At 53.6% G+C, this 25,401-nt stretch carries 17 protein-coding genes; all 17 read left to right on the forward strand.

From position 1 onward, the window contains the following. Positions 1 to 43 precede the first annotated feature (43 nt). Complete coding sequence (dinB, locus tag KJZ99_11730; protein MCL4306571.1) at positions 44 to 1,294, forward strand: DNA polymerase IV; 1,251 nt, start codon at positions 44 to 46, stop codon at positions 1,292 to 1,294. 489 nt (positions 1,295 to 1,783) lie between these two features. Beyond that, positions 1,784 to 5,302: a hypothetical protein gene (locus KJZ99_11735; GenBank protein MCL4306572.1), complete on the forward strand. Its 3,519-nt coding sequence runs from the start codon at positions 1,784 to 1,786 to the stop codon at positions 5,300 to 5,302. A 304-nt stretch (positions 5,303 to 5,606) separates the two neighbouring features. Next, positions 5,607 to 5,822: a 50S ribosomal protein L31 gene (rpmE, locus tag KJZ99_11740; GenBank protein ID MCL4306573.1), complete on the forward strand. Its 216-nt coding sequence runs from the start codon at positions 5,607 to 5,609 to the stop codon at positions 5,820 to 5,822. Between the two features lie 86 nt (positions 5,823 to 5,908). Further along, positions 5,909 to 6,934: a DUF1385 domain-containing protein gene (locus KJZ99_11745; GenBank protein MCL4306574.1), complete on the forward strand. Its 1,026-nt coding sequence runs from the start codon at positions 5,909 to 5,911 to the stop codon at positions 6,932 to 6,934. A 137-nt stretch (positions 6,935 to 7,071) separates the two neighbouring features. After that, positions 7,072 to 7,506, forward strand: a complete 435-nt coding sequence (locus KJZ99_11750; protein ID MCL4306575.1) for a hypothetical protein — start codon at positions 7,072 to 7,074, stop codon at positions 7,504 to 7,506. 286 nt (positions 7,507 to 7,792) lie between these two features. Continuing rightward, positions 7,793 to 8,872: a YchF family ATPase gene (locus KJZ99_11755; protein ID MCL4306576.1), complete on the forward strand. Its 1,080-nt coding sequence runs from the start codon at positions 7,793 to 7,795 to the stop codon at positions 8,870 to 8,872. 265 nt (positions 8,873 to 9,137) lie between these two features. Beyond that, positions 9,138 to 10,835 carry a type IV-A pilus assembly ATPase PilB gene (gene pilB / locus KJZ99_11760; GenBank protein ID MCL4306577.1) on the forward strand — a complete coding sequence of 566 codons (1,698 nt, stop codon included), beginning with the start codon at positions 9,138 to 9,140 and terminating at the stop codon, positions 10,833 to 10,835. 2 nt (positions 10,836 to 10,837) lie between these two features. Then, a complete protein-coding gene (locus KJZ99_11765) occupies positions 10,838 to 11,752 on the forward strand; it encodes a hypothetical protein (protein MCL4306578.1) in 915 nt (304 codons plus the stop codon). Between the two features lie 15 nt (positions 11,753 to 11,767). After that, complete coding sequence (locus KJZ99_11770; GenBank protein MCL4306579.1) at positions 11,768 to 12,886, forward strand: type IV pilus twitching motility protein PilT; 1,119 nt, start codon at positions 11,768 to 11,770, stop codon at positions 12,884 to 12,886. 13 nt (positions 12,887 to 12,899) lie between these two features. After that, on the forward strand, positions 12,900 to 14,102 hold the full coding sequence (locus tag KJZ99_11775; protein MCL4306580.1) for a type II secretion system F family protein: 1,203 nt from the start codon (positions 12,900 to 12,902) through the stop codon (positions 14,100 to 14,102). A 29-nt stretch (positions 14,103 to 14,131) separates the two neighbouring features. After that, entirely contained in the window at positions 14,132 to 15,499 is a 1,368-nt protein-coding gene (locus KJZ99_11780; GenBank protein ID MCL4306581.1) for a sigma-54 dependent transcriptional regulator, read from the forward strand. A gap of 207 nt (positions 15,500 to 15,706) precedes the next feature. After that, positions 15,707 to 16,123, forward strand: coding sequence for a prepilin-type N-terminal cleavage/methylation domain-containing protein (locus KJZ99_11785; protein MCL4306582.1), 417 nt, complete (start codon positions 15,707 to 15,709; stop codon positions 16,121 to 16,123). A gap of 318 nt (positions 16,124 to 16,441) precedes the next feature. Then, positions 16,442 to 17,359, forward strand: coding sequence for a sigma-54 dependent transcriptional regulator (locus tag KJZ99_11790; GenBank protein ID MCL4306583.1), 918 nt, complete (start codon positions 16,442 to 16,444; stop codon positions 17,357 to 17,359). Positions 17,360 to 17,378: 19 nt separating this feature from the next. Continuing rightward, positions 17,379 to 23,444: an Ig-like domain-containing protein gene (locus KJZ99_11795; protein ID MCL4306584.1), complete on the forward strand. Its 6,066-nt coding sequence runs from the start codon at positions 17,379 to 17,381 to the stop codon at positions 23,442 to 23,444. A gap of 11 nt (positions 23,445 to 23,455) precedes the next feature. Next, positions 23,456 to 24,205 carry a hypothetical protein gene (locus KJZ99_11800; protein ID MCL4306585.1) on the forward strand — a complete coding sequence of 250 codons (750 nt, stop codon included), beginning with the start codon at positions 23,456 to 23,458 and terminating at the stop codon, positions 24,203 to 24,205. Positions 24,206 to 24,227: 22 nt separating this feature from the next. Further along, entirely contained in the window at positions 24,228 to 24,608 is a 381-nt protein-coding gene (locus KJZ99_11805) for a type II secretion system GspH family protein (protein ID MCL4306586.1), read from the forward strand. 94 nt (positions 24,609 to 24,702) lie between these two features. Further along, positions 24,703 to 25,389, forward strand: a complete 687-nt coding sequence (locus KJZ99_11810) for a hypothetical protein (protein MCL4306587.1) — start codon at positions 24,703 to 24,705, stop codon at positions 25,387 to 25,389. Positions 25,390 to 25,401: the final 12 nt, after the last annotated feature.

A 25,401-nucleotide genomic window follows, 5' to 3' on the forward strand; every position in this document is an offset into this window, starting at 1 on the left:
ATGCGTAGCGGCGGCACACCTGCCGTCCGAAGTGAGCAGAACTATGAGCAAAGTCATCTTCCACGTCGATCTCGATCAATTTTTCGCCGCCGTCGAGATGCGTGACAATCCAAACCTGCGCGGCAAGCCGATTCTGGTCGGCGGATCTCCCGGCGGACGCGGCATCGTCACGACGGCGTCTTACGAAGCCCGCAAGTACGGTGTGCGCTCAGGAATGCCCATGCACGAAGCTCTGCAGAAGTGCCCGCAGGCCATCTGTGTGCGCTCCGATACGAGCCGTTACGTGGATGCGTCGCGGCGGGTGCGGGACGTGCTGATTGATTACACCGACCGCGTGGAGTTCATCTCGATTGATGAAGCCGCCATGGACGTGACCGACGTCGTCTGGCATTGGCCGGGTGTCGGAGCATTGGCCCATGAAATTCAGGAGCGCATCGAACGCGAAGTGGGAGTCACGGCATCCGTCGGCGCGGCGGCTTCGCGCTGCGTGGCGAAACTTGCCTCAGGTATGAACAAACCGCGCGGCTTCACGCATATTCCGCCGTCGAAGATTGGCGAAATCATGGGACCGCTTCCGATTGAAGAGATGAACGGCATCGGCCCGGCCACCAGTCACGTCCTGCACGGCTTGGGGATTCGCACGCTGCACGAACTGGCCATCTATCCGACGGAGATTCTGCGCAGGAAGCTCGGCGTGCGCGGCCCCGAGCTGCAGCTGCTCGCGCGGGGCGGAGGCAACAGCACCGTTATGCGCAGTGACGAGCTGCCTCCGGAAAAATCCATGAGCCACGAGACGACGTTCCACGAAGATCAAACGTCTGCCGATGCAATTCTCGGGCGAATGATGTTATTGGCTGAGAAAGTTGCCCGCCGGATGCGCACAGCCCGTTTGACGGGTCGCGTGGTGACGGTGAAAATTCGCTACAAGGGCTTCGAAACGGTGCATCAGCAGAGAAAGCTCGCGCGCTTCGTCTACATGGAGTCGGATATCTTCATGGCGGCGAAAAAGATATTCGAAGAGATCTATGATCCTTCGCGGCCCGTGCGGCTGGTCGGAGTGGATGTTTCACAGTTGGTGCCGATGGCGCGTGTGCTGCAGCAGGAGCTGTTTGCTCCGCGTCAGGATCGCGACGCGCTGACCCATGCCTGTGACGACATCAAGGAGAAATTCGGTGCAAATCTGATTGGCTATGCGGGGAATATGTTGGGCCCCAAGGATCGCTTTCACTCGGCTCGGCGGGGCCGCGAATTCGGTGCAATTTCCTTTCGCTTTAACGGGATGAACGGCAGATGACAAGCATGTGACGGAGTCGAGAACAGGATGCAATGCGGCCCGGGTGCATCACCCGGGGATCTGCCCGGGCCGCGACCAAAAACTCAAAACTCCCGGTGTGCGGCACCGGGAGTTTTATTTGACCACAACATGACTTCAGCCCCTTTGGCACAAAATGCGTTGTGGTATGAAAGCTCAGCGAGGTATCCAAGGGGCGGATCCGGCAGCGTGAAAGGAGGTGTGCTGTTCTATGCCTCTAATCTGAGGCAAGCGCATGCCAACGCAGACAATCACGACCCAAAAGCAAAGAAAGCTGCTAATCTCAGTTATCAGGAATCCGAATATTCACTTGACTTTCGTTGCGTCGTGATGCATTATTAGGCAATAACTTCCAGAATTGGGGCGGATTCATGCCTCACATCGACACGCGACTCCCTAAACACGATTGAGCAGGGCAGCCGCGTTTTTTTGTGGTTTATTCTTGGGAAGCACAGTGCGAGGAGCGGAGCCATGAAGCAAATAGTCATAACAGTATGTATTGTCTTGGCCGGAGTGACATCACTTGCTGTTGCTCAGAAGATGAAGACAGTTTCCAAGACGGACAACAATCAGCAGGAAGCAACAGTGAAGGCAACCGCTCGAGCTGTTGACAATAATGCCGGCACGGTAAGCTCCAAGGGGACATTGCCCGATTCGATTCAAGTTATACAGCTCGATAGACCAGCGACTTCCGGCAGTTCTGTGTCGGTATCTCAAACGTCGCCGATAAACTCGGTCGCCTCTGATCTAATTCTACGCGATGTGCAACGTCAACCAGGAGACCCGCATCTTGATCAAGGGGCGGACAATTGTCCGACGACGGTAATCACCTACACGGATTTCTTTGACACCGGTACTACGGTTGGCAGGGCAAACAACCATACACCGAGCTGTTCCTACAGCAATGCTCCAGACGTCGTGTACGTCTACATGCCACCTGTGACAGGTTGGACAACAGTGTCGCTTTGCGGGTATCAGTTGACGTTTGATACAATTCTGGAAATTTACGAGGGGCCGTGTCCCGGGACCACTTGGCTGGCTTGCAACGACGACTACTCCGGATGCGGGTTGCAATCGCGACTTGACATTTACATGTATGCCGGCACACAGTATACAATCTGGATTGACGGCTACAGCACAAATGCGGGTGAGTATTGGATTAGCATTGACGGCCCGAGACCTCCGGGCGAGCGCGGCGAATATGCCATTCCCCTGAACGTCCCCGGTGTGGCGACGGGCAATACTTGCATTTACAAGGATGACTACGGATTCAACTGCGCTGGACAGGATACGGCAGGAGATGTCATCTACCAAGTAGTGCCTAACCGCAACATGAACGTAACATTCAGCTTATGTCATTCCTCCTTCGATACCAAGCTCTACATAGCAGATACCGACTCCTCTTTCTATTCGATCATTGCCTGCAACGATGACGCGGCAAATTGCCCTTGCGCGTGGGGACCCTATCGCTCTCTGCTTGAGTGTGTTCCGTTACAGGCGGGGCATCACTATCTAATTGCAGTAGATGGCTACAGCTCAAACTGTGGAGACTACGTGCTGACTGCGAGCGAGTGCCCCGCCTGCAACGTCATTTCCATGCCCGGCGACATCCCTGAAGTGGCTGAGAACTGCGCAGATTTGAATTTTCACCAGAACGATCCGAATGGCGGATGGAACAGCACGCCTCACCAATTCAGTACTCTGCAAAACGGCAATATGATCTTCGGTCGTGTATTCACATACTTGCACAACGGGTCGCCCGCTCGGGATACGGATCACTATCTCTTTACATTGACAGAACGTGATACGCTCGAGATGTTCCTTTGGAATCAAGAATACCCGTTGCAGATCATGATCTGGGACACAACCACAGGTCAGTACATCGTGAACTACTCATCAGGCGGCTGTTTCAGTCCGTACTTTTTGCGGACTTCATATTGTGTGAATCCCGGGACATATGTTCTGTTCGTCGCTCCTGATGACTTTGCGGGTGCGCCGATTCCCGTGGACTATCGGATTCAAGTGAATTGGCGTCCGTGCGGACTCGTAAATGATGCGTGTGCGAACGCCCTGCCAGTCACGCTCGATTCACCTGTCTTTACTGAGGGTACAACGGTAGGAGCAACACTCGACTGTGCCACAAATATCTATCCTGAGGTGTGGTATTGGTTCTTCTTGAATGAGTGCGCGAACGTAACGGTGGAGTATTGCGGCACACCTCCGGTTGTCCCCAGTATGACCTACCTGTTCCGCGACGGGTGCTGCACGACGCCGATTCCTCGGCATGAGTTGAGCTTTCTTGTCTGTGAAGATGGTGAGCCGAGTACGACGTTTCGCGGCCTGGAACCCGGTCAATACTTTTTGCCAATCTCGCTCACATCGCCTTCAACTTTCTCGTTCCGGGTTACCACAGAGGACTACGTCCCGCCGAACGACCAATGCGAATACGCCGGATCAAATTGGATCGGCAACATTCCCGGCTATTATGACAGCCGAACAACATGCGCGACCTTGGACGTGCTTCCCGCCTGCGCCACTCCGGCGACAGCACCGGGCGTTTGGTTTGGCACGACAGGGAATGGCAGAAGGTTGACGGCCTCTACATGCAGTTCCCCTGACTATACCAATTTCGATACGCGTATGACGGTGTTTACTTGCGGGTGTGACGGCATGGTCTGCGTAGGCGAAAACGATGATACTCCAAGTTGCTCGTGGAGCCCATTGGCTTCAGAGGTGAGCTGGTGCTCGCGCATGGGAGAACAGTATCTTATTCTGGTACATGGATACGGTGCGTCCACGGGACGCTTCAGAATCACCGTTACTGACAATGGAACACCATGCTCGCAACCGGTGGCATGCTATGATCACGTTTTGACGGCTCCCGGCCAGGTCACAGGAACAACTGTCGGGCTGGGCAACGACTGCAATCTGGAGCCGACAGAGGATGCGCAAGTCAGAGTCGTCTTGCCACAGGCGGGTTGGTGGATGTTCTCGCTGTGCGGCTCGAACTTCGATACACGGATGTACATTGACACGATGCGCTGCGGTGGCACGCTGTTCTTCAACGACAACTATTGCGGACTTCAGTCGCAAATGTGTCTGTCACTTGTGCCCGACACTTTTTTCGTGACAATTGAGGGCAATAATGCTGCTGGCAGCTACGTGTTCTCTGTCTTCCAAAGCGGGCAGCCCGCGCCTGTGCAGGGGGTAATGGCGAGCGACAACCTTTGCACGGGCGTGCGAATAACGTGGATCGATTCGGAAGAAGATCAGCTCGGCTACAGAGTCCTGCGGGACGGGCTATATGCAGGGTCGACGGACCCCGATGAACTCGAGTACATGGATGTATTGTCTGACAACGCTTGGCACTTGTACAGTTTGCAGGCCATTAATGAATGTCTGGTAGGCGTCGCTTCGCAGCCGGATTCCGGAAGGAAACTTGTGCCAATCACAGCTGCAGTGTCGTTGACGAGTCCAACCAATGGCACAGCGGTGCTGAGCGGCGAATTGGTCGAATACTGTTGCACGACGCTGCCCGGAGCGACATTCTACTATTTCTTGTGGGACGATGATCCAGCCTTCACTTCCCCCTACGGATACGGAGAAAGTGACCCGTGTGTCACGAATTCCTTTTACATGCCGCTGGGAACATGGTACTGGAAGGCACGCGCGGAGAATGCTTGTGGACCGGGGCCGTGGTCGGCCGTCGGGACATTTCAGTTAGGTGAACTGGCTGCGCCGCAACTGACCATTGTCGTTGAAGGAAATCAGCTTCGCTTAAACTGGAACAGCAATCCTTTCGCGACGAGCTATGAGGTGCAGAGTTCAACGAACTCCGAAGGTGGTTATTCGTTCCTTGCCTCGACTGCCTCGAACACGATTACAACGAGCTACAGCTTGGACGAGAAGCGTTTCTATCGGGTTATCGCCCGCCGGACTGTTGTGGCAAGCAGAAGCGATTCGCAATCAAGCCTTGGAGGTAGTCAGTAGTCCAGATTCGATGAATCTTGGGCACGTTAACATAGGCGTTTGAGCTGCATCACTCGCAATCGCAACCAAGACTTGTGGACCGCGAGGCCATGACAGTACGTAAGCAGCTCTGATTGATAAACACTAATAATACAATGCTTTAAGTTAGAATAGTAGTGCAATTGCTGGTCTATGTTACCTTTGCTGTGCGGAAAAACGCACAACTAAACGGACCAGGGCGGATCGCGAGTCGGCAACACGCGAGGCAGTTGACAAAGCCGGTATTTATGTGTATATTCCGCGTTCAAATTCGAGGAAACTGGATATGAAACCCGATATTCATCCGACATACAGACTGGTTACGGTGGAGTGCGCCTGCGGAAACAGCTTCCAGACGCGCGCTAACCGTAATGAAGACATCATGAAAGTGGAAATCTGCAATGCCTGCCACCCATTTTTCACGGGTCAGCAGAAATTGGTAGATACGGCAGGCCGCGTGGATAAGTTTCTTAAGAAATATCAGAAATTTGCACAGAAATAGCCTGTTCCTAAGCTAAGTAGCTGGGCGGTGTCTCGCGGGAGATGCCGCCTTTTGCACATTTTAGGGGTCGCTCACAAGGCATTAAAATGAATCAAAATAGCACGAATCGGCGGGAAATGTCCGCCGAATTGGCCATGGGCGGACAGGCCCTGATCGAAGGTGTGATGATGCGCAGTCCGCACAGAGTGGCGATGGCGGCACGCAAGCCGGACGGGGGGATAGCCTTGAGGGCATACCCGTATCATCCCATCACACGGCGGAATAAGTTCTATGGACTTCCTGTTGTTCGAGGTGCGATTGGAATGGTGGAGGCACTGAAGATCGGGATTGACGCGCTGAACTGGTCGGCCGAGCAATCCGATCCGGATCAATCTGTGGCACAGAAGCAGCCCTCGCTTTGGGAGCGGCTGTTGGGACTGCTGTCGACCGTAACGGCCATCGCGGTAGGGTTGGGCATGTTCATGTACTTGCCTTATCTCCTTGCGAAGCTGCTGGTCGGCGGCGAAGAAAACCAAGTTCCATTTCACTTGGTGGCGGGTGCGGGGCGAATCGCGGCGCTGGTCGGCTACATGTGGGTGATCTCGAAGTTCAAGGACATTTACCGCGTTTTCCAATACCATGGTTCGGAGCACAAGACGATTTTCGCCTACGAGCAGGGTCAAACGCTCGAGGCGTCGCAGGTTTTGAAGCAGACCCGCTTTCATCCGCGCTGTGGGACGAGTTTTCTGCTGATTGTGGCCATTTCCGCGATTATCTTCTTTGTGGCCGTAGACAGCCTTGTGGTGACGTTCTGGGGGCCTTACAGGAACACGCTGACCCGATTGCTGGCGCACCTCCCGCTGATTCCGCTGGTCGCCGGCCTGTCCTATGAGTTTCTGCGGTTTTCGGCCAAGCACGTGCGGAATCCGATTGTCAATGCACTAATACAACCCGGACTTTGGCTGCAGAAGATCACAACCAAGGAGCCGGAGGGTGCCATGTGCGAGGTTGCTATCTGCGCGCTGGAAGAAGCACTCAGAGACCCTGTAGAGACAATTGAAGTGGACACGGTCTTCCCGCCGGGTTCCCATCCGCGGGCGAAGTCTCCGGCGGCCGTCGCAGCCATGTTCTGAGGTTTGGCCCGAGCCTTGCGAATTCGCCGGAGTGGGGCAGTGCGACAAGATAGCCGGGAGGCTTGCATTGTTCGCAAGAGGTTTGTATCTTCAGAGGTTAGCCGAGTGGAACCGCGAGTCATCGGTAAGGAATTAGAATGAAGACTATCAGTCAATTACTACTCTGTGTGACCCTGCTGACCTGTGCAGCGTGGGCCAACGAAGACCCCTACGCTTCGCCGGACTGGGGATACAGTTTTAACAATGCGCACTATCTGCCTCATGCGGCTCCGCCTGCACTGGAAGCGTTCTGGCACAAACTGATTCCGATGGTTGAAGCGCGCCACACGGCAGAGTCGGCTTATCTTCGTGAATATTCGGCCGAATTGCTGGATTACGCGCGTGAAGTGAAAGGCTCGCTTGATGGTGGCTCGAAGTATCAGCGGCACTTCTACAACAAGGCGGCGAGTGATCTCGTGCGCAGTTGCAGGGAGCTGCACAAGCTGAGCTACGGCGGTCCGTCACATGCGCTGTATGCCGAAATGCGCTCGGTGGAAGAAGCCTATATCCGGCTGGCAAATTTGTGTGAATAAATCTCCCTCCGGGAGACTGGGAAGCGGGTCAGCCCGCCCGATTTGGGCGGGCTGATTTGCTTCAGCCGCAGCGGTGCCGCCGATCAGTCGTCCATTCATTCACCAAGCTACTCAATGCTCATCCCATGCCCCATGCAGTCGCAATAGGGTGCCGTATTGGCCTTGGCAGCTCCGAGTTCGAATCACTGAAGACTCTTATGCCAGCAGTTGTCTACCAGTAGTTGGCTGAGAAGCGCAGCTAAGGGCACAGGCAAAGCTGACAAACACACTTTCCAAACACACGTTTATGAATATTGGCATCATCGGTGCCCCGCAATCGGGGAAGACCACCGTTTTCCATCTTTTGACCGGCACAGAGCCTGATCCAAACGCGCTACATAAGCGCGAGACGCTGCGCGCGGTGACACAAGTTCCGGATGCGCGCGTTGACAAGCTTGCGGAGATGAGCGAGTCGCGCAAGGTTATCTACACGACAGTAGAGTATCTCGACACGCCCGGACTCGAGGAGGGCGCGTCGAAGCAGAGCTGGTTTGAGGGAGTGTTCTCGGGCGAACTCAAGAACGCTGACGCGCTGGCGCTGGTCGTGCGCGGGTTTGAGCTGGCTGGAGCGCTGGAATCGGCGGATCCGCCGCGCGACATCCGCCGAATACAAGACGAACTTATCTTCAGCGATCTGATCGTGATTGAAAAGCGGCACGAAAAGCTGCAGAAACAGGTGCGGGTGAAGTCTCCTACCGCTCAGGAGACTATGGAGCTTGAGGTGCTCGAACGTGCCAAGGCGCAGCTTGAAGCGGGACGTCCGTTGCGCGTGCTCGAGCTTGGTGTCCACGAAAAGAAAGCACTACGGGGATTTCAGCTATTGAGTGAGAAGCCAATGCTCGTCGTGTTGAATCTGTCAGAAGGGGATTTGAGTAATGCCGATGCATTGGCCGCTAAACTCTCGGGGACGTTTGCCCACGACGGAATGGCTGTGATCGGACTTTCGGCGAGTATCGAAGGAGAAATCGCACGCCTCGACGCCGAAGAGCGGGCAGTTTTCATGAGCGATTTGGGAATCACCACTTCGGCGCGCGATCGAATCATCCAAGCCAGCTACAAACTGCTCGGTTTACAGAGTTTCTTGACAACAGGCGACAAGGAAACACGGGCGTGGCCGATTCACATTGGAGAGACGGCGGTGGAGGCGGCAGGTGTGATTCACAGCGACCTTGCCAAGGGATTCATTCGGGCGGAGGTGGTTCATTACGACGATTTTGTGCGTGAAAGCGGTTACGCAGGCTGCCGGACGAAAGGATTGATCAGACTCGAGGGGAAAGAATACGTCGTGAAGGACGGGGACATTCTGGTCATCCGGCACAGCGGATAGCAGGAGAACTTCAACCACTACTTGAAGACCCGATGCGCAAGCATCGGGTCTCTTTTTGCAATATAGCTGAGTCAGTTGCCGAACTCAAACACATTCAGCGCGGAAACCGCACAAAACGCGCTGAAATACGTGTGGCGGGGGACTTAGCGTCATCGCGAGTCCGCAAGCTCCGCAAAAGCGTGGCATGCACTTTGCGAATTCTCGGCGTGATGCAAAAGGCACCGCACAGCATGTTGACAACAGAAAACAGCAGGCAACGGCACATATGAGTTCGCGGCTTCCCAACTTGCTAATCAGCAACGAGCTGATCACGCAGGAACAATTTCTGATCTTCAAGTCGCGTCAGAAGGACTCGGGCAATTCGGTTGTCACCGAACTGACAAAATTGGGTGTTGTCAGTGAAGACCAGATTGCGCAGTTCATTAGCACCTATTACAGCCTTGAGCTTGTGGATCTTGAGAAAATTCAAGTTCCAGATTCTGTGCTCAAGCTGCTATCGAAGGATTTCATCCAGAAGTACCAGGTTCTGCCGCTCAGTCGTTCGGGGAAGACCTTGCGAGTCGCCCTTGTTGATCCGAGTATTGATTTCGTTCTTGAGGACATCAAGTTTATCACCGGCTTCAACGTGCAGCCGGTGGTATGCACGGAGACTCAATTTCTGCGTGCGATTGAGCGCTACTACCAGATGGGTGGGACGCTCAACAAGATTCTGGCGGACATGGGAGACGACACCGGCGTTGAAGTGGTCGCTCAGTCCAACGATCCGGAACTTGACAGGCTTAAGGAAGAAGTCGAGACCGCGCCGGTTGTCAAGCTGGTGGACGGCATTCTAACCGACGCGATCAACAAGCAGGCATCGGATATTCATCTCGAACCCTATGAAACGCAATTTCGCGTACGATTCCGTATTGACGGAGTACTGGTCGAGGTGATGTCTCCGCCGAACCACTTGAAGGCGGCAATTTCATCGCGCATCAAGATTATGGCCAAGCTTAACATTGCAGAGCGGCGCGTGCCGCAGGACGGCCATATCAAGATGAAGCTTGGCGAACGAACAGTCGACTTGCGAGTATCGACACTCCCAACACTGTTTGGCGAGAAGATCGTGATGCGTATTCTGGACAAGTCCAATCTTACGCTCGATCTGACTGCGTTCGGCTTTTCAGAAAAAGCGTACGCAGACTTTGAAAAGGCAATTCGAAGTCCGCACGGGCTGATCCTCGTCACAGGTCCGACAGGATCAGGAAAGACGACGACGCTTTACAGCGTATTGTCCAAGATCAATACTCCAACAGTAAACACGATGACCGCGGAAGATCCCGTAGAGTACAATTTTGCGGGACTGAATCAGGTTCAAGTGAAGGAAGAAGTGAATCTCACCTTCGCTACGGCATTGAAGGCATTCCTGCGACAAGACCCGGATATCATCATGATTGGTGAGATTCGTGATCAGGAGACGGGTTCAATCGCGGTGCGAGCCGCACTGACGGGCCACTTGGTGTTGTCCACTCTGCACACGAATTCCGCAGCGGCCACCATTACACGTATGGTGGATATGGGATTGGAGAGATTTCTTGTGTCCTCATCGGTCAATCTCGTGGTTGCACAGCGTCTGCTTCGCAAGATCTGCAAGAAGTGCAAGATTCCGGTCGAAGTTCATCCCGAAGCTCTGCGCGAAGTCGGGATGGATCCCGAACACTACAAAGGCCACACGTTCTATCATGGCGCCGGCTGCCTGGAATGCAACAGCACAGGGTATCGGGGACGTACGGGAATCTATGAGGTCATGCCGATGACGCCAAGGCTCCGGGAAATGGTACTTGAAGGGAAGAACACGCACGAAATTGAAGAACTTGCGGTAAAAGAGGGCATGCTGACCTTGCGGATGGATGCGGTCGAGAAGTTCAAGAACGGCGTGACAACAATTGAAGAAGTTTTGAGAATAACGGGAGAGGGCCATTAACGATGGGCAGACGGCTACAACTGTACCTCGAGCGACTGTCTCTCGATGAACTCCTTTTCCTTGAGACGGAGATTGAGCGTCGAAAGGCGAAGTTCAAGCGAGAGTATTCAGTTCTTGCTATCCAGACAGAGCAAAAGCTTCTGACTGTCATGCAGCGGCAGACGCTGGGTCCGATCGTTCGAGAGCTCCGCCGCCACTATAATGAGAGTGCTGCGGCCGGCGGCGGGCTGTTGCTGGCGTTCACCCCGGAGGTCACGGTACTATTGCATCGCGACGTGAGCGGAGCTTCCGTTGCCGCAACGCAGTTACTTACCGGTCTGGCAGAAATCAATGGGAAGATCAGCAACGAGTCGCATCGAATCTCTCTCAAGCTCGGATTAGCGACAGGCGTGGATGTGCTGGCTGCCGGCTCTTCACGTTGTGTCCGCGGCTCGTCGCTCGTTCGGAGAGCGAGTCAGTGCGCCTGGAAGAGTCCGGCGGGATCGATGCTCATTGACGAGCGATCCTCTCAACTGTGGGAACCTCGAAGCGCACCTGTTCGAATTCCGATCGAGATTGAAGGAACTCCTCTTTACAGGGTGTTGCCGTCAGAGGTCCGGACGTCATCTGTGGAGGTTAGTGACGAGAGGCTACAGGAGTTTCTAAACCAAGCTATCAGCTTGGGAATAACAACACTAAAGTACGGCTTGCTTCGCGAGGATGCCGGTGATTCAAGCAACGGAGCATGGTCCAAACCAGTAGCCCGCGCCGTTATTACAGTAGAAGCTTACGACGCGAACTCTGAAAAGAACCTTACTTTTCAAACGCGTTGTGCGCTCACGGAGTACGCCAACAAAGTCGACCATATTCGACGCATGATTAGCAACAAGGGACTAGGATTAGTCAAGCATGAAGAAGCATCGCAGATTACCGCATAAACTTGGGAGCATCAGATGACCGGCAAACTTGATGTTCGGAAACTGCTTGAGGAGCTGATTCACTCAAAGGGAAGCGACCTGCATCTCACGGTGAATAGTCCACCGCGCGTAAGAGTGGATCAACAATTGGTCCCGCTAAAATACGATCCCTTGACTCCGGAAGACTGCCGGGCATTGTCATACAGCATTCTGACGGACAAGCAGCAGAAGCGACTGGAGCTTGAATTTGAGGTTGACTTTGCTTTCGGCATCGAAGGTCTCTCGCGGTTCCGCGGAAATGTTTTCTTTCAGCGCGGCTCCCTGACGACAGTTGTGCGTGCGATTCCGTATCAGATTCCGCCGATCGAACAACTGCGTCTGCCGAGGATCTGCCAAACATTCTCGAACAAACCAAAGGGATTGATCCTTGTAACTGGGCCGACCGGGTCAGGAAAGTCAACGAGCCTGGCGGCGATCATTGATCGCATAAACACCGAAAGACCAGTCCACATCATAACTGTAGAGGACCCGGTCGAATACGTTCACTCTCACAAACGAGCACTCATCAATCAACGGGAAGTCGGCGCCGATACTAAAAGCTTTGCAACAGCACTGAAGTATGTGCTCCGCCAGGATCCTGACGTCATTCTCGTCGGTGAAATGCGCGATCAAGAAACGATTCAGGCTGCACTGACGGCTGCAGAGACCGGTCACCTTGTCTTTGCAACGCTTCACACGAATTCTGCAACGGAGTCGGTGAATAGAATCATCGACGTGTTTCCTCCTCATCAGCAGGGTCAGGTCAGAGCACAGCTCTCGATGTCCTTGGAAGCAGTGATGACACAGAAGCTCATACCTCGAAAGTCGGGACAAGGCGTGGTGCTATCTGCGGAGGTAATGATTCTGACACCTGCAATTCGTGCACTTATTCGAGAAAGCAAGGTGCATGAGATGTACGGAATCATACAGGTGTCTCAGAAGTACGGCATGCAGACGCTTAATATGTCACTTTACGATCTTGTCATGACGAAGCAAATCAGTCCTGAACGCGCGCTTATGGTAGCTAACAATCCTGAGGAACTTCAAAGGATGATTGGCGGAACCGGGCAACAATCAGTGAACGTTCCGGGCCGGCCAACTCCACAAACACGTTAAGCGCGGAAGACTTATGCCAGTATACCTCTACACAGGCCGCGGCGCCGGATCGAAACAGATTAATGGCGAGATCGAGGCTCAAGACAAGCAGGAAGCGATATCCAAACTTCGCCAGCGGCGAATCGTAGTACAGGAACTTCGCTCAAAGCCCAAGGATATCAAGGTCGGCGGTATTGGCGGCGGAGTTGGCGTAAAGGACCTGAAGATATTCGCGCGCCTATTCGGAACGATGATCAACGCAGGTCTTCCGATCGACCAGTGTCTGCAGATTCTTGTTGATCAAATGCAGAACAAAAGATTTCGTAGGACAATTGCGGAAGTTCACAACCAAGTGGCAGGCGGAGAATCCTTGTCCGAAGCGATGAGCAAACACAAGGATGTGTTTGACAATCTGTTTGTGCACATGGTGAATGCGGGCGAAACCGGTGGTGCTTTAGCCATGGTCTTCAATCGACTCGCTGTCTACCTCGAGAAGGCCGATGCCCTGCGCCGGAAGGTAAAAGGTGCGATGATCTATCCATCGGTGATTGCCTGCGTAGCAATAGGAGCAACGATCTTCCTGCTCATGAAGGTCATTCCAGTGTTTGCAAACATGTTCAAGGATTTGGGTGCGGATCTGCCAAAACCGACGCAGTTTGTGCTCACGCTCTCGAACATTGTTCAGCAGACGTTCTTTCCTGCGCTCGGTGTTGCAGTCGTAGGCTTCTTCATATTTCGTCGATGGCACAAGACGCAGAACGGTCGCGCCACGGTGGATAAGTTCCTGTTAAAGACACCCGTCATTGGGGGAGTGATCAGGAAGTCCGCCGTAGCGAGGTTTACGCGGACGCTTGGGGTATTGATCTCGTCCGGTGTTCCAATTCTGCATGGACTCGAGATAACTGCGCGGACTGCGGGCAACGTCGTCATTCAGCGCGCAGTCGAAAAGGTCAGGAAGGAAGTCAGCGAAGGACGCAATATCACGCAACCGTTGCTCGAGACAGCCGTGTTTCCGGCCATGGTGTGTCAGCTCATTGCGGTCGGTGAACAAACCGGGCGGTTGGCAGAGATGTTAGAGAAGATTGCGGACTTCTACGATGAGGAAGTCGATGCGGCTGTAGCGGCAATGACGTCATTGATTGAACCGATTGTCATCGTGTTGATGGGTATTGTAATTGGTGGTCTGCTTGTATCGATGTATCTGCCGATGTTCGACATGATCGGTGCCATTAAGTAACAACTTGCAGGTCTACGGAGTAAATGAACATGTTACGTGAAAAGATCCTGCTGGTAGATGACGAGCCAGCGCTGCTGTCGTACTTGGAAGAAGTAGTTCGAGAAGAAGGCTTCCGAGTTACGAAAGTCAACTCAGCGCAAGAAGCTCTCGCGGCACTGGAAGAGGAAGTGTATCTGCTGGTCATCACAGATTTGAGGATGCCGGAACTTGACGGTCTGGAGCTTCTGCGCAGGATCAAGGAGCGCGATCCGCAGCTGGGAGTGATTGTGATGACGGCGTTCGCTTCGTTAGAGACAGCAGTTGACGCACTCCGGCTTGGGGCGATGGACTACATAACGAAGCCGCTGCACGTGCAAGAGATCCAAGTCGTATTGCGCAAGGCGGTGGACAGCATTCACCTCAAGCGCGAGAACAGGCGCCTCAAAGCACAGCTTGCCGTCGAGTCAGGCGAACCGAAGATCATCGGGAGCTCTTCAGAGACGCAAAGTATGCTTGAACTGGTCAGGCGAGTCGCACCATCGGACTCGACAATTCTGATCACCGGCGAGTCTGGAACAGGCAAGGAGCTTATCGCGCAGGTTCTTCACTACTACTCGGAACGCTCGCGAGGTGAGTTCGTCACAGTCAATTGTGCTGCTCTGCCTGACACTTTGCTTGAGAGCGAGCTGTTCGGGCACCGACGCGGCAGCTTTACAGGAGCCGTGCGAGACAAGGACGGCCTGTTCAAGGTAGCCAACGGAGGCACGCTGTTTCTGGACGAAATCGGCGACATGTCGCCTTCCCTGCAAGTGAAGCTCTTGCGCGCCCTGCAGGAGCGGGAGATTCTGCCGATTGGTGCGACGAAACCGATCAAGATAGACGTACGGGTAATTGCTGCAACAAACGCGGACTTGGATCAGAAGCAGCATACCGGTGAGTTTCGGCCAGACCTGTACTACAGACTCTCGGTGATTCCGATACACATAAAGCCGCTAAGAGAACGTCCGGACGACATAGCGGATCTTGCTGAGTATTTTCTCGAGCGATCGTGCCGCAAGATCTCAGTGCCCAAGCGTCGGTTTTCGCCGGAAGCGCAGCGAAAGCTGTTGCATTACTCGTGGCCCGGGAATGTTCGTGAGCTTGAGAATACCATTGAGAGGCTTGTGATTTTGAGTGATCACGAGCTGATAGATGTTGCCAGTCTACCCGCACGAATCGTGGGTGCAGAACAGCGAGTGGCGGCAGCACAGGCGCGTTCATTGGCAAACCAGACATTGGACGAAATGGAGAAGTCTTACTTGCTGCAGGTCCTCGAAGAAACTGGCTGGCAGAAGAAACGAGCCTCAGAGATTCTTGGAATTGATCCGTCGACTATATATAGGAGGCTTCAGAGGTATGGTATCAGGCCACCGCAATAGGGAAGAAGTGGCGGTTGGCAAACCGATGTTGCGGATGACAGTTCCAAAGTCCAACGTCTCGCAATTTGCAAGGAGTCAGTAATAGTGCAAGTCATTGAAAAGTATAGTTGCAGTCAAAGCGCTTGGTGTGGCATACACGTTGCTTGAATCAGTGCTGAACGTGGAAGTATCACCAAGTGTCCGTTTAAGCCAAGTTAGGAGAAAATCATGCTGAAAGCAATCCGTAACAAGAAGAACCAGAAGGGATTCACGCTCATTGAACTCTTGGTCGTGATCGTGATTATCGGTATTCTGGCTGCCGTTGCCGTACCGCGCTTTATGGGTGCGCAGGATCGCGCGCGTGTCGGTGCCGCTCGCGCTGACCTTGACCTGTTCCGTCAGGCCCTGGGAATGTTCGAAATTGACAACGCCGACTATCCGGGCGCGCTGACGTTAGCGACTGCACCGACCGTGTTGGTCGATCCGCAAGGGAACCCGTATATGTCGCTGCCGACGGGCGACAATTTCGCGAGCTTCACCTATACTTACGACGGTGCGGCAAGCCCGACGTCCTATTCGATTGATGTCGTTTGTCACGACAACGGTGGAACGACGCTTACTGCGACTCCCGAAGGTATCCAGTAAAGCGCAAAGCGTTGAAACGAAAACCCGCGACCAAAGTCGCGGGTTTTCGTTTTGCAACATGCAAGTTCGATCGTCGGCCTTGCGTATGGTGGGCAAGAAACTGCGAAACAAGTTGCAGGGCCGCTGGTTCTATGAGACAACAGGCAACAGAAAAATCAAAAAAACAAATAGATACCGACATTACGCGGCATGGCACATGCCTTGCAAACAGTTTCATGGGCATAAAGATAACAAGGGAAAAGTTCCCGGAGCACTTGATTGAACGCGGGCAAGGTATCTGAACTGGAAAGGGCGTTCGTTGTAGCGGAATCTGCAGCGATGCGAGAGCTTTTGAGAAAAGCTGAACGCATAGCACCCTATCGAACAACAGTATTAATCAGCGGCGAGTCGGGTACGGGGAAAAACGTTGTTGCCAAAGCGATTCACCTAAATGGAGGCATGCGCAACCACTCTTTCGTTTCTGTGAACTGCGCGGCCTTGCCGGAGACGCTCTTTGAGTCAGAGCTGTTCGGTCACGTAAGAGGAGCATTCAGCGGAGCGGTCAGAGACAAGCCGGGATACTTCGATGAGGCACGGGGCGGGACGCTTGTCCTTGATGAGATTGGCGAATTACCGATGGGAGCCCAAGCCAAACTGCTACGAGTGCTGCAAGAGGGAACGTTTCGTCGGGTTGGGGCAGTCGATGAATGCCAGACGGACGCTCGAATCATCGCGACCACTTCAAGAGATATCGAGCACGACGTCTCCTCTGGCCGTTTCCGAGAGGACTTATTCTATCGACTAAATGTAGTCCCGCTGCATGTGCCACCTCTCCGAGATCGTAGGGAAGACATTCTTCCGCTTGTCAATCACTTTCTGCTCGAGGCAGGAATTGATCGGGGCATTGACGGCCTGTCCCAAGATTCCGTTGAACGGCTCCTGACCTACATGTGGCCTGGAAACGTCAGGGAGCTGGAGAACGCTGTAGAACGATCTGTGATCCTCTACGGCGGAGCACAAATAGAACTTCCCCGTTCAACCTCGTCTCGTGTTGAAGCAGACGAATTGTCTGTTACGCTTCCGGACGACGCACTTAGCATAAAGCAAGCCCTCGCTCAATTAGTGCCGGAAATTGAAAGCGCATTGATAAAGCGAGCATTGAAGTTAGCAGGAAACAATCGAACGCGTGCGGCAAAACTGCTGGAAATTTCCCACCGCTCGCTGCTGTATAAGTTGAAGAATTATAACTGTGGATAAAGCGCAAGGAGTGCATGTGATGCAGCGCCGTTTGCCAGTACAGTTTTGGTTACCGATGGGTACGTTGCTCAGCGTAGCCCTGTGGTACGGATGCGAACAGAAGGGCGATTTCAGCCCGGTTTCATCTGCGAGAGACAATCTCGCGTTCATCGAGGCTATCATCATTGATCCGCCTGTGATCATGCCGCAGGCTACTGCTACAATCGAGGCGCGGATCGTGAATGAACAGCAAGAGCCGGCTCCCGGCGAGAACGTTCGGTTCACCGCCACCCGCGGCAGTTTCGGTGCCGCAGGACCGGATACGACAGTCGTTACCGATAACTACGGCAAGGCAAGGACAAGTTACACGGCGCCGGCGGACACCGGCAATGTGTCTTTGCACGTCGAGTTGTTAAGTATGCAAGCAACGCAGACCCGAACCATTTCGGTGACCACCACAGGTTCTGATCCGAACGGACTTGTTTCCGCGATTGCTGACGACGACACTCTGTTTGCCGACAATGGAGCATCCAGCACTCGCATACGCGCGCGTGTTCGGACGGCATCGAACAATCCGGTCGGCGGCGCAGAGGTGAATTTCTCGACGTCGCTCGGCGTAATAACCTCACCAGCAGTAACAGACGCGCAAAGTGGAACCGCAATCGCGACATTGACTTCGACTGAAGCTATTGGACGGGCCATGGTTGTCGCGAGATACAATGAGAACTCCGACACTGTGTACGTCGACTTCCTGCAGCCGTATGCTGCTCAGTCCATTCAGGTAAATACCTCGCTTGCAAATTTGACAGCAGGTGTCGACTCGACTGTGGTCAGCGCACGTGTGATTGGAGAGGACGGGCAAACCCTTCGCAGTAACGTTATGGTGACGTTCAGTGCGAATTCAGGAAGTTTCTCGGCACAAGCCGTGACAACACAAGAAGGTATCGCCACAACTGTCTATCGTGCGCCGGTGACGGCAGGACCGGTGACCATCGTCGCTTCAACTGGCGGCGTAACCGGAAATGCCATGCTCAGCATTCAGCCAGGCCCCCTCGCGTCACTGACGCTGTCGACAACGGCGGACACGCTCTGGGCCGACAACTCCAGCGAAACGGTCGTACGCGCCCTCGCCCGTGATACATACGGTAACACTGCTTTGGCAGGTACAATTGTCGCGTTTAGTGCATCTGGAGGAAGCATCTCCGAGTCAGCATCAACTGACGCAAACGGCTACGCGATTGCCACTTTTCGTGCTGGGCTGAATCCGGGTAATGCTACAGTATCGGCACTAAATGGCACTGTAAATGGGAGCACAAGTGTCTATCTGAGATCCACGACAGCAGAGCAGATATCCTTGACGGTGAATCCACGTCAACTTGTGGCAAATGGCTCGAGCACCTCAGTTCTTCGCGCTTTAGTCCTTGATTCGCAGAACCGTCCCGTTTCAAATGGAACAACCGTGGTATTCACGTCTGAACAAGGGCAGTTGGGTGGCGCAGCAGCCGCGACCAGCAAGGGAAACGCAGCGATAAGCGGCAGTGGGTCGAGTAACCAGTTTGCACAGCCATGGGAGCGTGTGCGAGGATCAGTATCTGAGAAGGCGCTTCGTGGTCCGGACCGCAGAAATCCGATTTTCAGCGTCTACAGCGCTGTGACTGACGGTGGATATGCGATTGCAACGCTTACAAGCTCGACCGTCACGGGAACCGATCTTGTCACGGCAAGCACAAACGGGCTGTCTGCTGAAGAGACAGTAACATATGTAGCGGGTACGGCCGCGACTGTGACAGTCACGCCGGGTGTGACACAGATTCCCGCTGACGGAATCAGCAGCACGCCGATCTCCTGTCGAGTGTATGATGCATACGGGAATGCTCTTGCAGGCGGAATTCCCATTTCTGTCACATCAACGCTGGGGACGCTTCAACCAACATCCGGCTTCACAAATTCGTCGGGAATCTTCACAACAAACTTGACGAGTTCACGGCAGGTTGGACACTGTGCAATCGTTGCAACCTCAAGTCAAGCAAGCGGGTACGGCGAGGTTGAGTTCACTGCGGCAGAAGTAGCAGGCGTAACACTATCCAGCGGTAGTTCTTCAATTCTAGCAGACGGCACCTCATCAACCGTTGTCACGTGCGTAGTAAGAGACGACTTCAATCAGCCCATCAGTGGGCGTGCCGTCAACTGGAGTACCACTGCCGGAATCGGATCACTACAGGTCATCACTTCCGTCACGAACAACGACGGTCTCGCAACTGCGCGATTTACGAGCGGTGCATCAAATTCGGATGCCTCACAAATAGTGACTGCCGAAGTTGACGGCGAGTCAGGATCGTACGCGCTGACCATGCGCGGAGTAACCGTTCTCATCCAGTCAAGTCATGCAACCCTTCCTGCGGACGGCATAACAACCACCGATGTGCGGGCGACGGTTCGCGAAACATCGAGCGGTGTTGCAGTTGCTAATGTCACAGTAAGATTTGCTGCGACACGGGGAGCGATTGAACAGTTTTCGCTGACGAACGAAAGCGGCATCGCAACTGCAGTCTACCAGACTTCGAATGAAGCCGGTGATGTGCAGATCAGCGCGACCTACGGAAGTGCGCTTCGTGCCGAAACGAGTATCACTCTAACGAGCACGGAAGCCCAAGATGTAATCGTGAGCATTACAAGCCGTCAGTTGCTTGCAAACGGGGTCGCAAGCACTCAAGTTCAGGGGCTAGTGCGGGATGCAGGTGGATATCCAGTGCCGAATACTCTGGTGACCTTTACAGCGTACTCCGGCGGCACTTTCACGCCGCAAACATCGCTTACAAACGCCAGCGGCATCGCTTTGTCAACGTTCACTTCAGTCGCCTCGGAGACAGACTTAAACGCATCAATTGAGGCAGCAATTGAGCGAAGCGCAACCGTCGACTCGATCGCGCTCTTAGGAGTCAACCTGTCGGCAAGTGGAAACGCGCAGATGCTGCCAGCGAACGGCGCTGCAACCGCAACCATTACAGTAAGTCTAAGAGAGGCAAGCAGCACGATTGCAATTCCCAATGCGACGATACTCTGCGGAGCTTCGCTGGGTTCGATTCCTTCATCGGTGACGACAAACTCCGCCGGCATCGCGACATTGACCTATACCGCCGGCACTGAAGTAGGAGAAGCGTACATCATCGTGCGATACGGCAACCAACTCCGTGACACTGTGGCAATAACGTTGTTCTCTCCTTCACCATCAGCAATTGAGCTGAACGCATCAACGAACTCCATACTTGCTGACGGTCAAAGCACGAGCAACCTAAGCTGCCGCCTGATTGATCAAAGCGGGAATCCGATTTCAAATGTCGCAGTTTCGTGGAGCATGGTCGGATCAGGAAGTCTCACGTCTGGCACTTCGATCACAAACGCGGATGGTTACGCGACTAACACGTTCCGCAGTGCCGGGAGCATGAATGACTTGCAAAGCACGATTCGAGTAAACTCTCAGTCCGCATCAGATTCAGTAGTGGTATTCAGCCGCGGCGTCACGGTGCAGGCAAGCGCGCAGTATTCAGCGATGCCTGCCAATGGGGTTTCTCAAAATGCAATCCAAGTGCATGTACGAGAGACTACGAGTATGGTCGCTGTCTCCAATATGCCTGTCAACTTTGGAACGAGCCTGGGCTACATTGTAAACAGCGCGATGACGAACGCATCAGGTATTGCGAGTGCGAATCTGACCGCCGCGTCGAGCAGCGGCACGGCAATGATTGCATGCTACCTTGGGCCGCAGCTCGGTGATACAGTATCGGTAAACATGTACGCGCCGATCGCACAGACGATAAACGTGACCGCGCAGAATCAGTCGGTACGTGCAGACGGCATCAGTTCAATGCAGATATCGGCGAACGTATTTGATGCTATGGGAGTTCCCGTAGCAGGAACACCTGTTACGTGGAGTGCGAGCGGAATAAGCTATACGCCTACAGTTACTGTGACCAACGCGCAAGGCACAGCAACCCTGACGTTCACTCCCCCGGCCTATGCAATAGACCAAACGACGACCATCACCGCTGCGTCCGGCACTGCACAGGGATTCTCGAGTGTGACACTTCGCGGAGTAACCGTTAATGCTTCCGCTGTTCCCAATCTGGTAGTTGCTGACGGCATTTCGACTTCGCAAATTCGCGTTCATGTCCTGGAAACCACATCGCAAATCGCTATTCCGCAAGCGACGGTATACTTCGGAACCAACTTTGGGTCCGTGCCGAATTCGTCCACGACAGATGCGAGCGGAATCGCAACTGTATCATTGCAAGCTTCTACGCAAACAGGTACGGCCGTTGTCACGGCAAGTTACGGTCAGACCTTAACAGCACAGGCCGCCGTAACCTTTGCACCTTCCACGCCGACTACACTATCGTTGACGGCGAACCCGACCATCCTGTTTGCGGACAACAGTAGCACATCAACCCTTGTGGCCAATGTAACGGATCAAAATGGAAATCCTGTTCCAAATGGCACGCAGGTACGATTCAGCATACCGCCACAATCCGGCACACTTGAGAATCTTCGCACCACAACTGGTGGAGTCGCGACGAATATGCTCGTCTCGAGTTCAACACCGGATACGTTCTTTGTATCTGCGTGGGCTGAGAGCCACCCGCTGGTACGGGACAGTGTGCAGATAATCTATCGCGTTGGAGAGCCGGCCGTGGTTACTCTATCGGCCTCCGCTGATAGCTTGCGGGCAGACGGAATATCAACAGATAGTATTACGGCAAGAGTGACCGATGCTGTGGGACATCTGCTGCCAAATGTTGAGGTCCAGTTTAGCACAACGATCGGCAACATTACGGCAAGTCGTACAACTAACTCACAAGGTGTCGCAGTTGTTCCGTTCAGCTCCTCTCAAACAGGAACCGCAATCATTACTGCGAGCGCGGGAACCGCGTCCAGCAGCTACACTGTATACTTGCTGCCTGGAAATCCGAACAGCATTCAGCTGAGCTTCACACCAAACTCCGTAGGCGTTCGAGGAAGTGGACGAAATGAAACGCTTTTGATTACCGCCTTAGTGCGGGACGCAAACAACAACCCGGTCCTTGACGGTACGAACGTTTTCTTCAATATCAACAACTCGCCGGGTGGCGGTGACTTCCTGTCAAGCACAGGTGCAATTCCGACAATAAATGGCCTTGCAACAGTGGCGTACAACAGCGGAACCGTTTCAGGAACAGCCAGGATACGAGCTGTGTGCCAAGGAGTTAGCGGTGTTTCGACCGAAATCCTGATCTATGCCGGTCCGCCGTACATCGAAAACGTTCTCGACGGTTGTTTGTCAAGCCACATGGCGATAGGGGCGACGCCCTGCAATATGTTTGGTATGGACAGAGTTGGCGAGAGTGTCGAATTGGTTTGTCTTGTGGGTGACCGGTACAACAACCCGGTAACGCCGGGAACAGCTGTCTACTTTACGACGTCCGGCGGCGTTGTGACCACCGCGACAGGATACACCGACTCAGCTGGCTTTGCGCGTGTGACTTTATACAGCGGAAACCCGTTGCCGACCGTGAGTCGCTGGCTCAACTCACTAACAGATCCGAATCTCGGGACGGCAATTCTATGTTCAGACGTGCCGGACCGTGATGGTGTTGCGAAGATCCTTGTTAAGACAGCCGGCGTTGACGCCACAGGAGACAGCGTCTGGGTGTGGTCGACTACGAACGTGACTTTTGACTACAGCCAGCCGATTCTGAACCTTCGCGAAGTCACCGTAAACGGTAATCCGAACGAACGTACCCTCTTCATTGGGGAGAACGCCTTGATTCGATTTGCTCTGCACGATTTCAACTTCTGGCCGATGGTGTCAGGAACAGTTGTTACATTCAGCGCAAGTTCTGGCAATGTCTATCCGTCCCAGATCGTGCTTGGTTGTCCGGGCGACACATCGTATACCGTGAGCTTCTTCAACAACCTGACAATCACTGATGACGACGTCGCGACACCGGTGCTTATCAATGTCGACGCAGCCTATGGAGCAGCCTACGCTTTCACGCAAACATTCACGCTGAGAGCAGCATTCAATTCGCTTGCAATGCCTGAAGAGCGCGGCGAAGAAATCATTCAATAAACGAGGCAACAATGCGAATAAAAAACTTAGCAGTAGTTATGGTCGCACTACTTGTTGCGGCCGAAGCACCTGCCATGGTAGGCGGTCCGCTGTTCTGCGTTGGCAATCGTGTAACAAGTATGACTGTAGAGGCAGAGCAGGCGAAGCTGCGCGTTCCCATGGGTGAGCAGCTGGATGTTCGGGGCGGTACGAGTAGCAAGCGGCTATTTCTCACGGGTCGCTATGGGTTGCAGGACTTCATGGATGGGTTCGTCAGGATTGGAGCCGCGAACTTGAAGTTCGACGATTTCGGAAATGGATATAGCGCGTTTTCGAGCAATCCCACACTCGCCTGGGGCGCAGGCTTGAGAATAGGATTCGCATTCACTGAGCAACTCGAGCTCAATGCAAACCTTGCGTATACGGGATTCAATGCCGAAGGTGATGTCACGCGAAATGGTCGAACTATTTCTAATAAGTATCTTTGGCAGGAGATTAGCCCTGCGCTGACCTTAGGGTATAGAGTATCGGAGATTACACCCTATGTCGGCGTTGGACAGACTTTTCTTATGGGTCGTCGTGAGTACAATGTGTCATACAACGGGACGGCCCTTGCCTTGGCATCTGGCTCCGAAAAGATCTCTGACAGCGATCAGCCAATCAGCCCAATTGTTGGGCTGGAGTGGCACCTTCCCGACGGCTACTCTTTAACTGGGGAAGCGGCAAGCGGAAGCGACGGGGATTGGAGCCTGTCGATTGGACTCTCACAAGCGTTGAGGTAGAACTCGACTGGAAGGAGTCAGGATGAATAAGCACAGACGAATACGAAAGTTAGAGCGCGGGGTATCATTGCTCGAAGTGATGGTGACGGTTCTGATCGTTACCGGTGGACTAGTTGTCGTGATGTCCTCCTTTGTTGGCATGCAGAAGTCAAGTCGTTATGTCGAGAAGATGGAGACCGCAAACAGCCTCTTGCGCCTCGAAATGGAGATGCTCAGAAACATCCCTTATTCGAGTATTCGATCAAGCGAGGCGAACTACGGTACTGCCTGGAGCGACCAGCAAGACTTTCGACGACAGCTGATTGTCACGGATCTTGGAAATCTGAAGCGCGTTCGAGTGTTAGTTTATTTTGACGGTGACAAGCACGTTGCTGAAGCGACTACAATCATTGCAAGGCTATAAAGGACAGAACTACATGGAACCGCATACAACAAAAAGCGGCATGTGGGCAATCTTGAGGGCTCGGGGCGGATCTCTCCTAGAACTGACAATTGCGATGACCCTAGGAGCAGTCATTCTTGTTTCGCTTTTCTCTCTTTACTATGTCGCCGCAGCTTCTGCCTCAAAGGAAGAGAGCAGACAGGCATCTGTTAAAGAGGGACGACTGATCGCAATGCGCATGGTTCGCGACTTGCGAATGATCGGATTGTTTGCCACCCAGGATATCGACGGAGACAGCAACGACATCAATCGCGACATTCCTCTATTGTCGTGGAGCAACAATCTGCATGAGGCAATTGAGTTCGCTTCAACTTACTCAATAGCATTTACCTGTGATATTGACAACGACTCTCTGACGGAAACAATCGAGCTCTATCGTAACGCAGGCGGCATACAGCAGAATGTATGGGAGTGGTCGCGGGATTCCGTAGCTTGGGGACAGCGATCAGCGCGGATAATCGGGTCGAACGTTGACGGTTTGCTCTTTCGCTATTTCGACAGAGAAGGGAACGAAATACCGAGTTCCGGGCCAATTCCAGTCGGTGGATACACATTGACGACCGGACAACGAATGCGGATTGCGGCAGTCGAGATGTCACTTGTAGTGCGTTCAAACGAAGAGGCGCAGCAACACAACCAGGAGTACCTCTCGCTTCCCGATGGAACATACTGGCGCGATAACTTTCACCGAGAAAAGTATCGATTTCTCGTGTGCGGCAGAAATCTTGGCTTAGGTGCATAGCTCTTTAAGGAT

The organism is bacterium (assembly GCA_023382385.1).
In the GTDB taxonomy this organism is placed as follows: Bacteria; Electryoneota; RPQS01; order RPQS01; family RPQS01; genus JABWCQ01.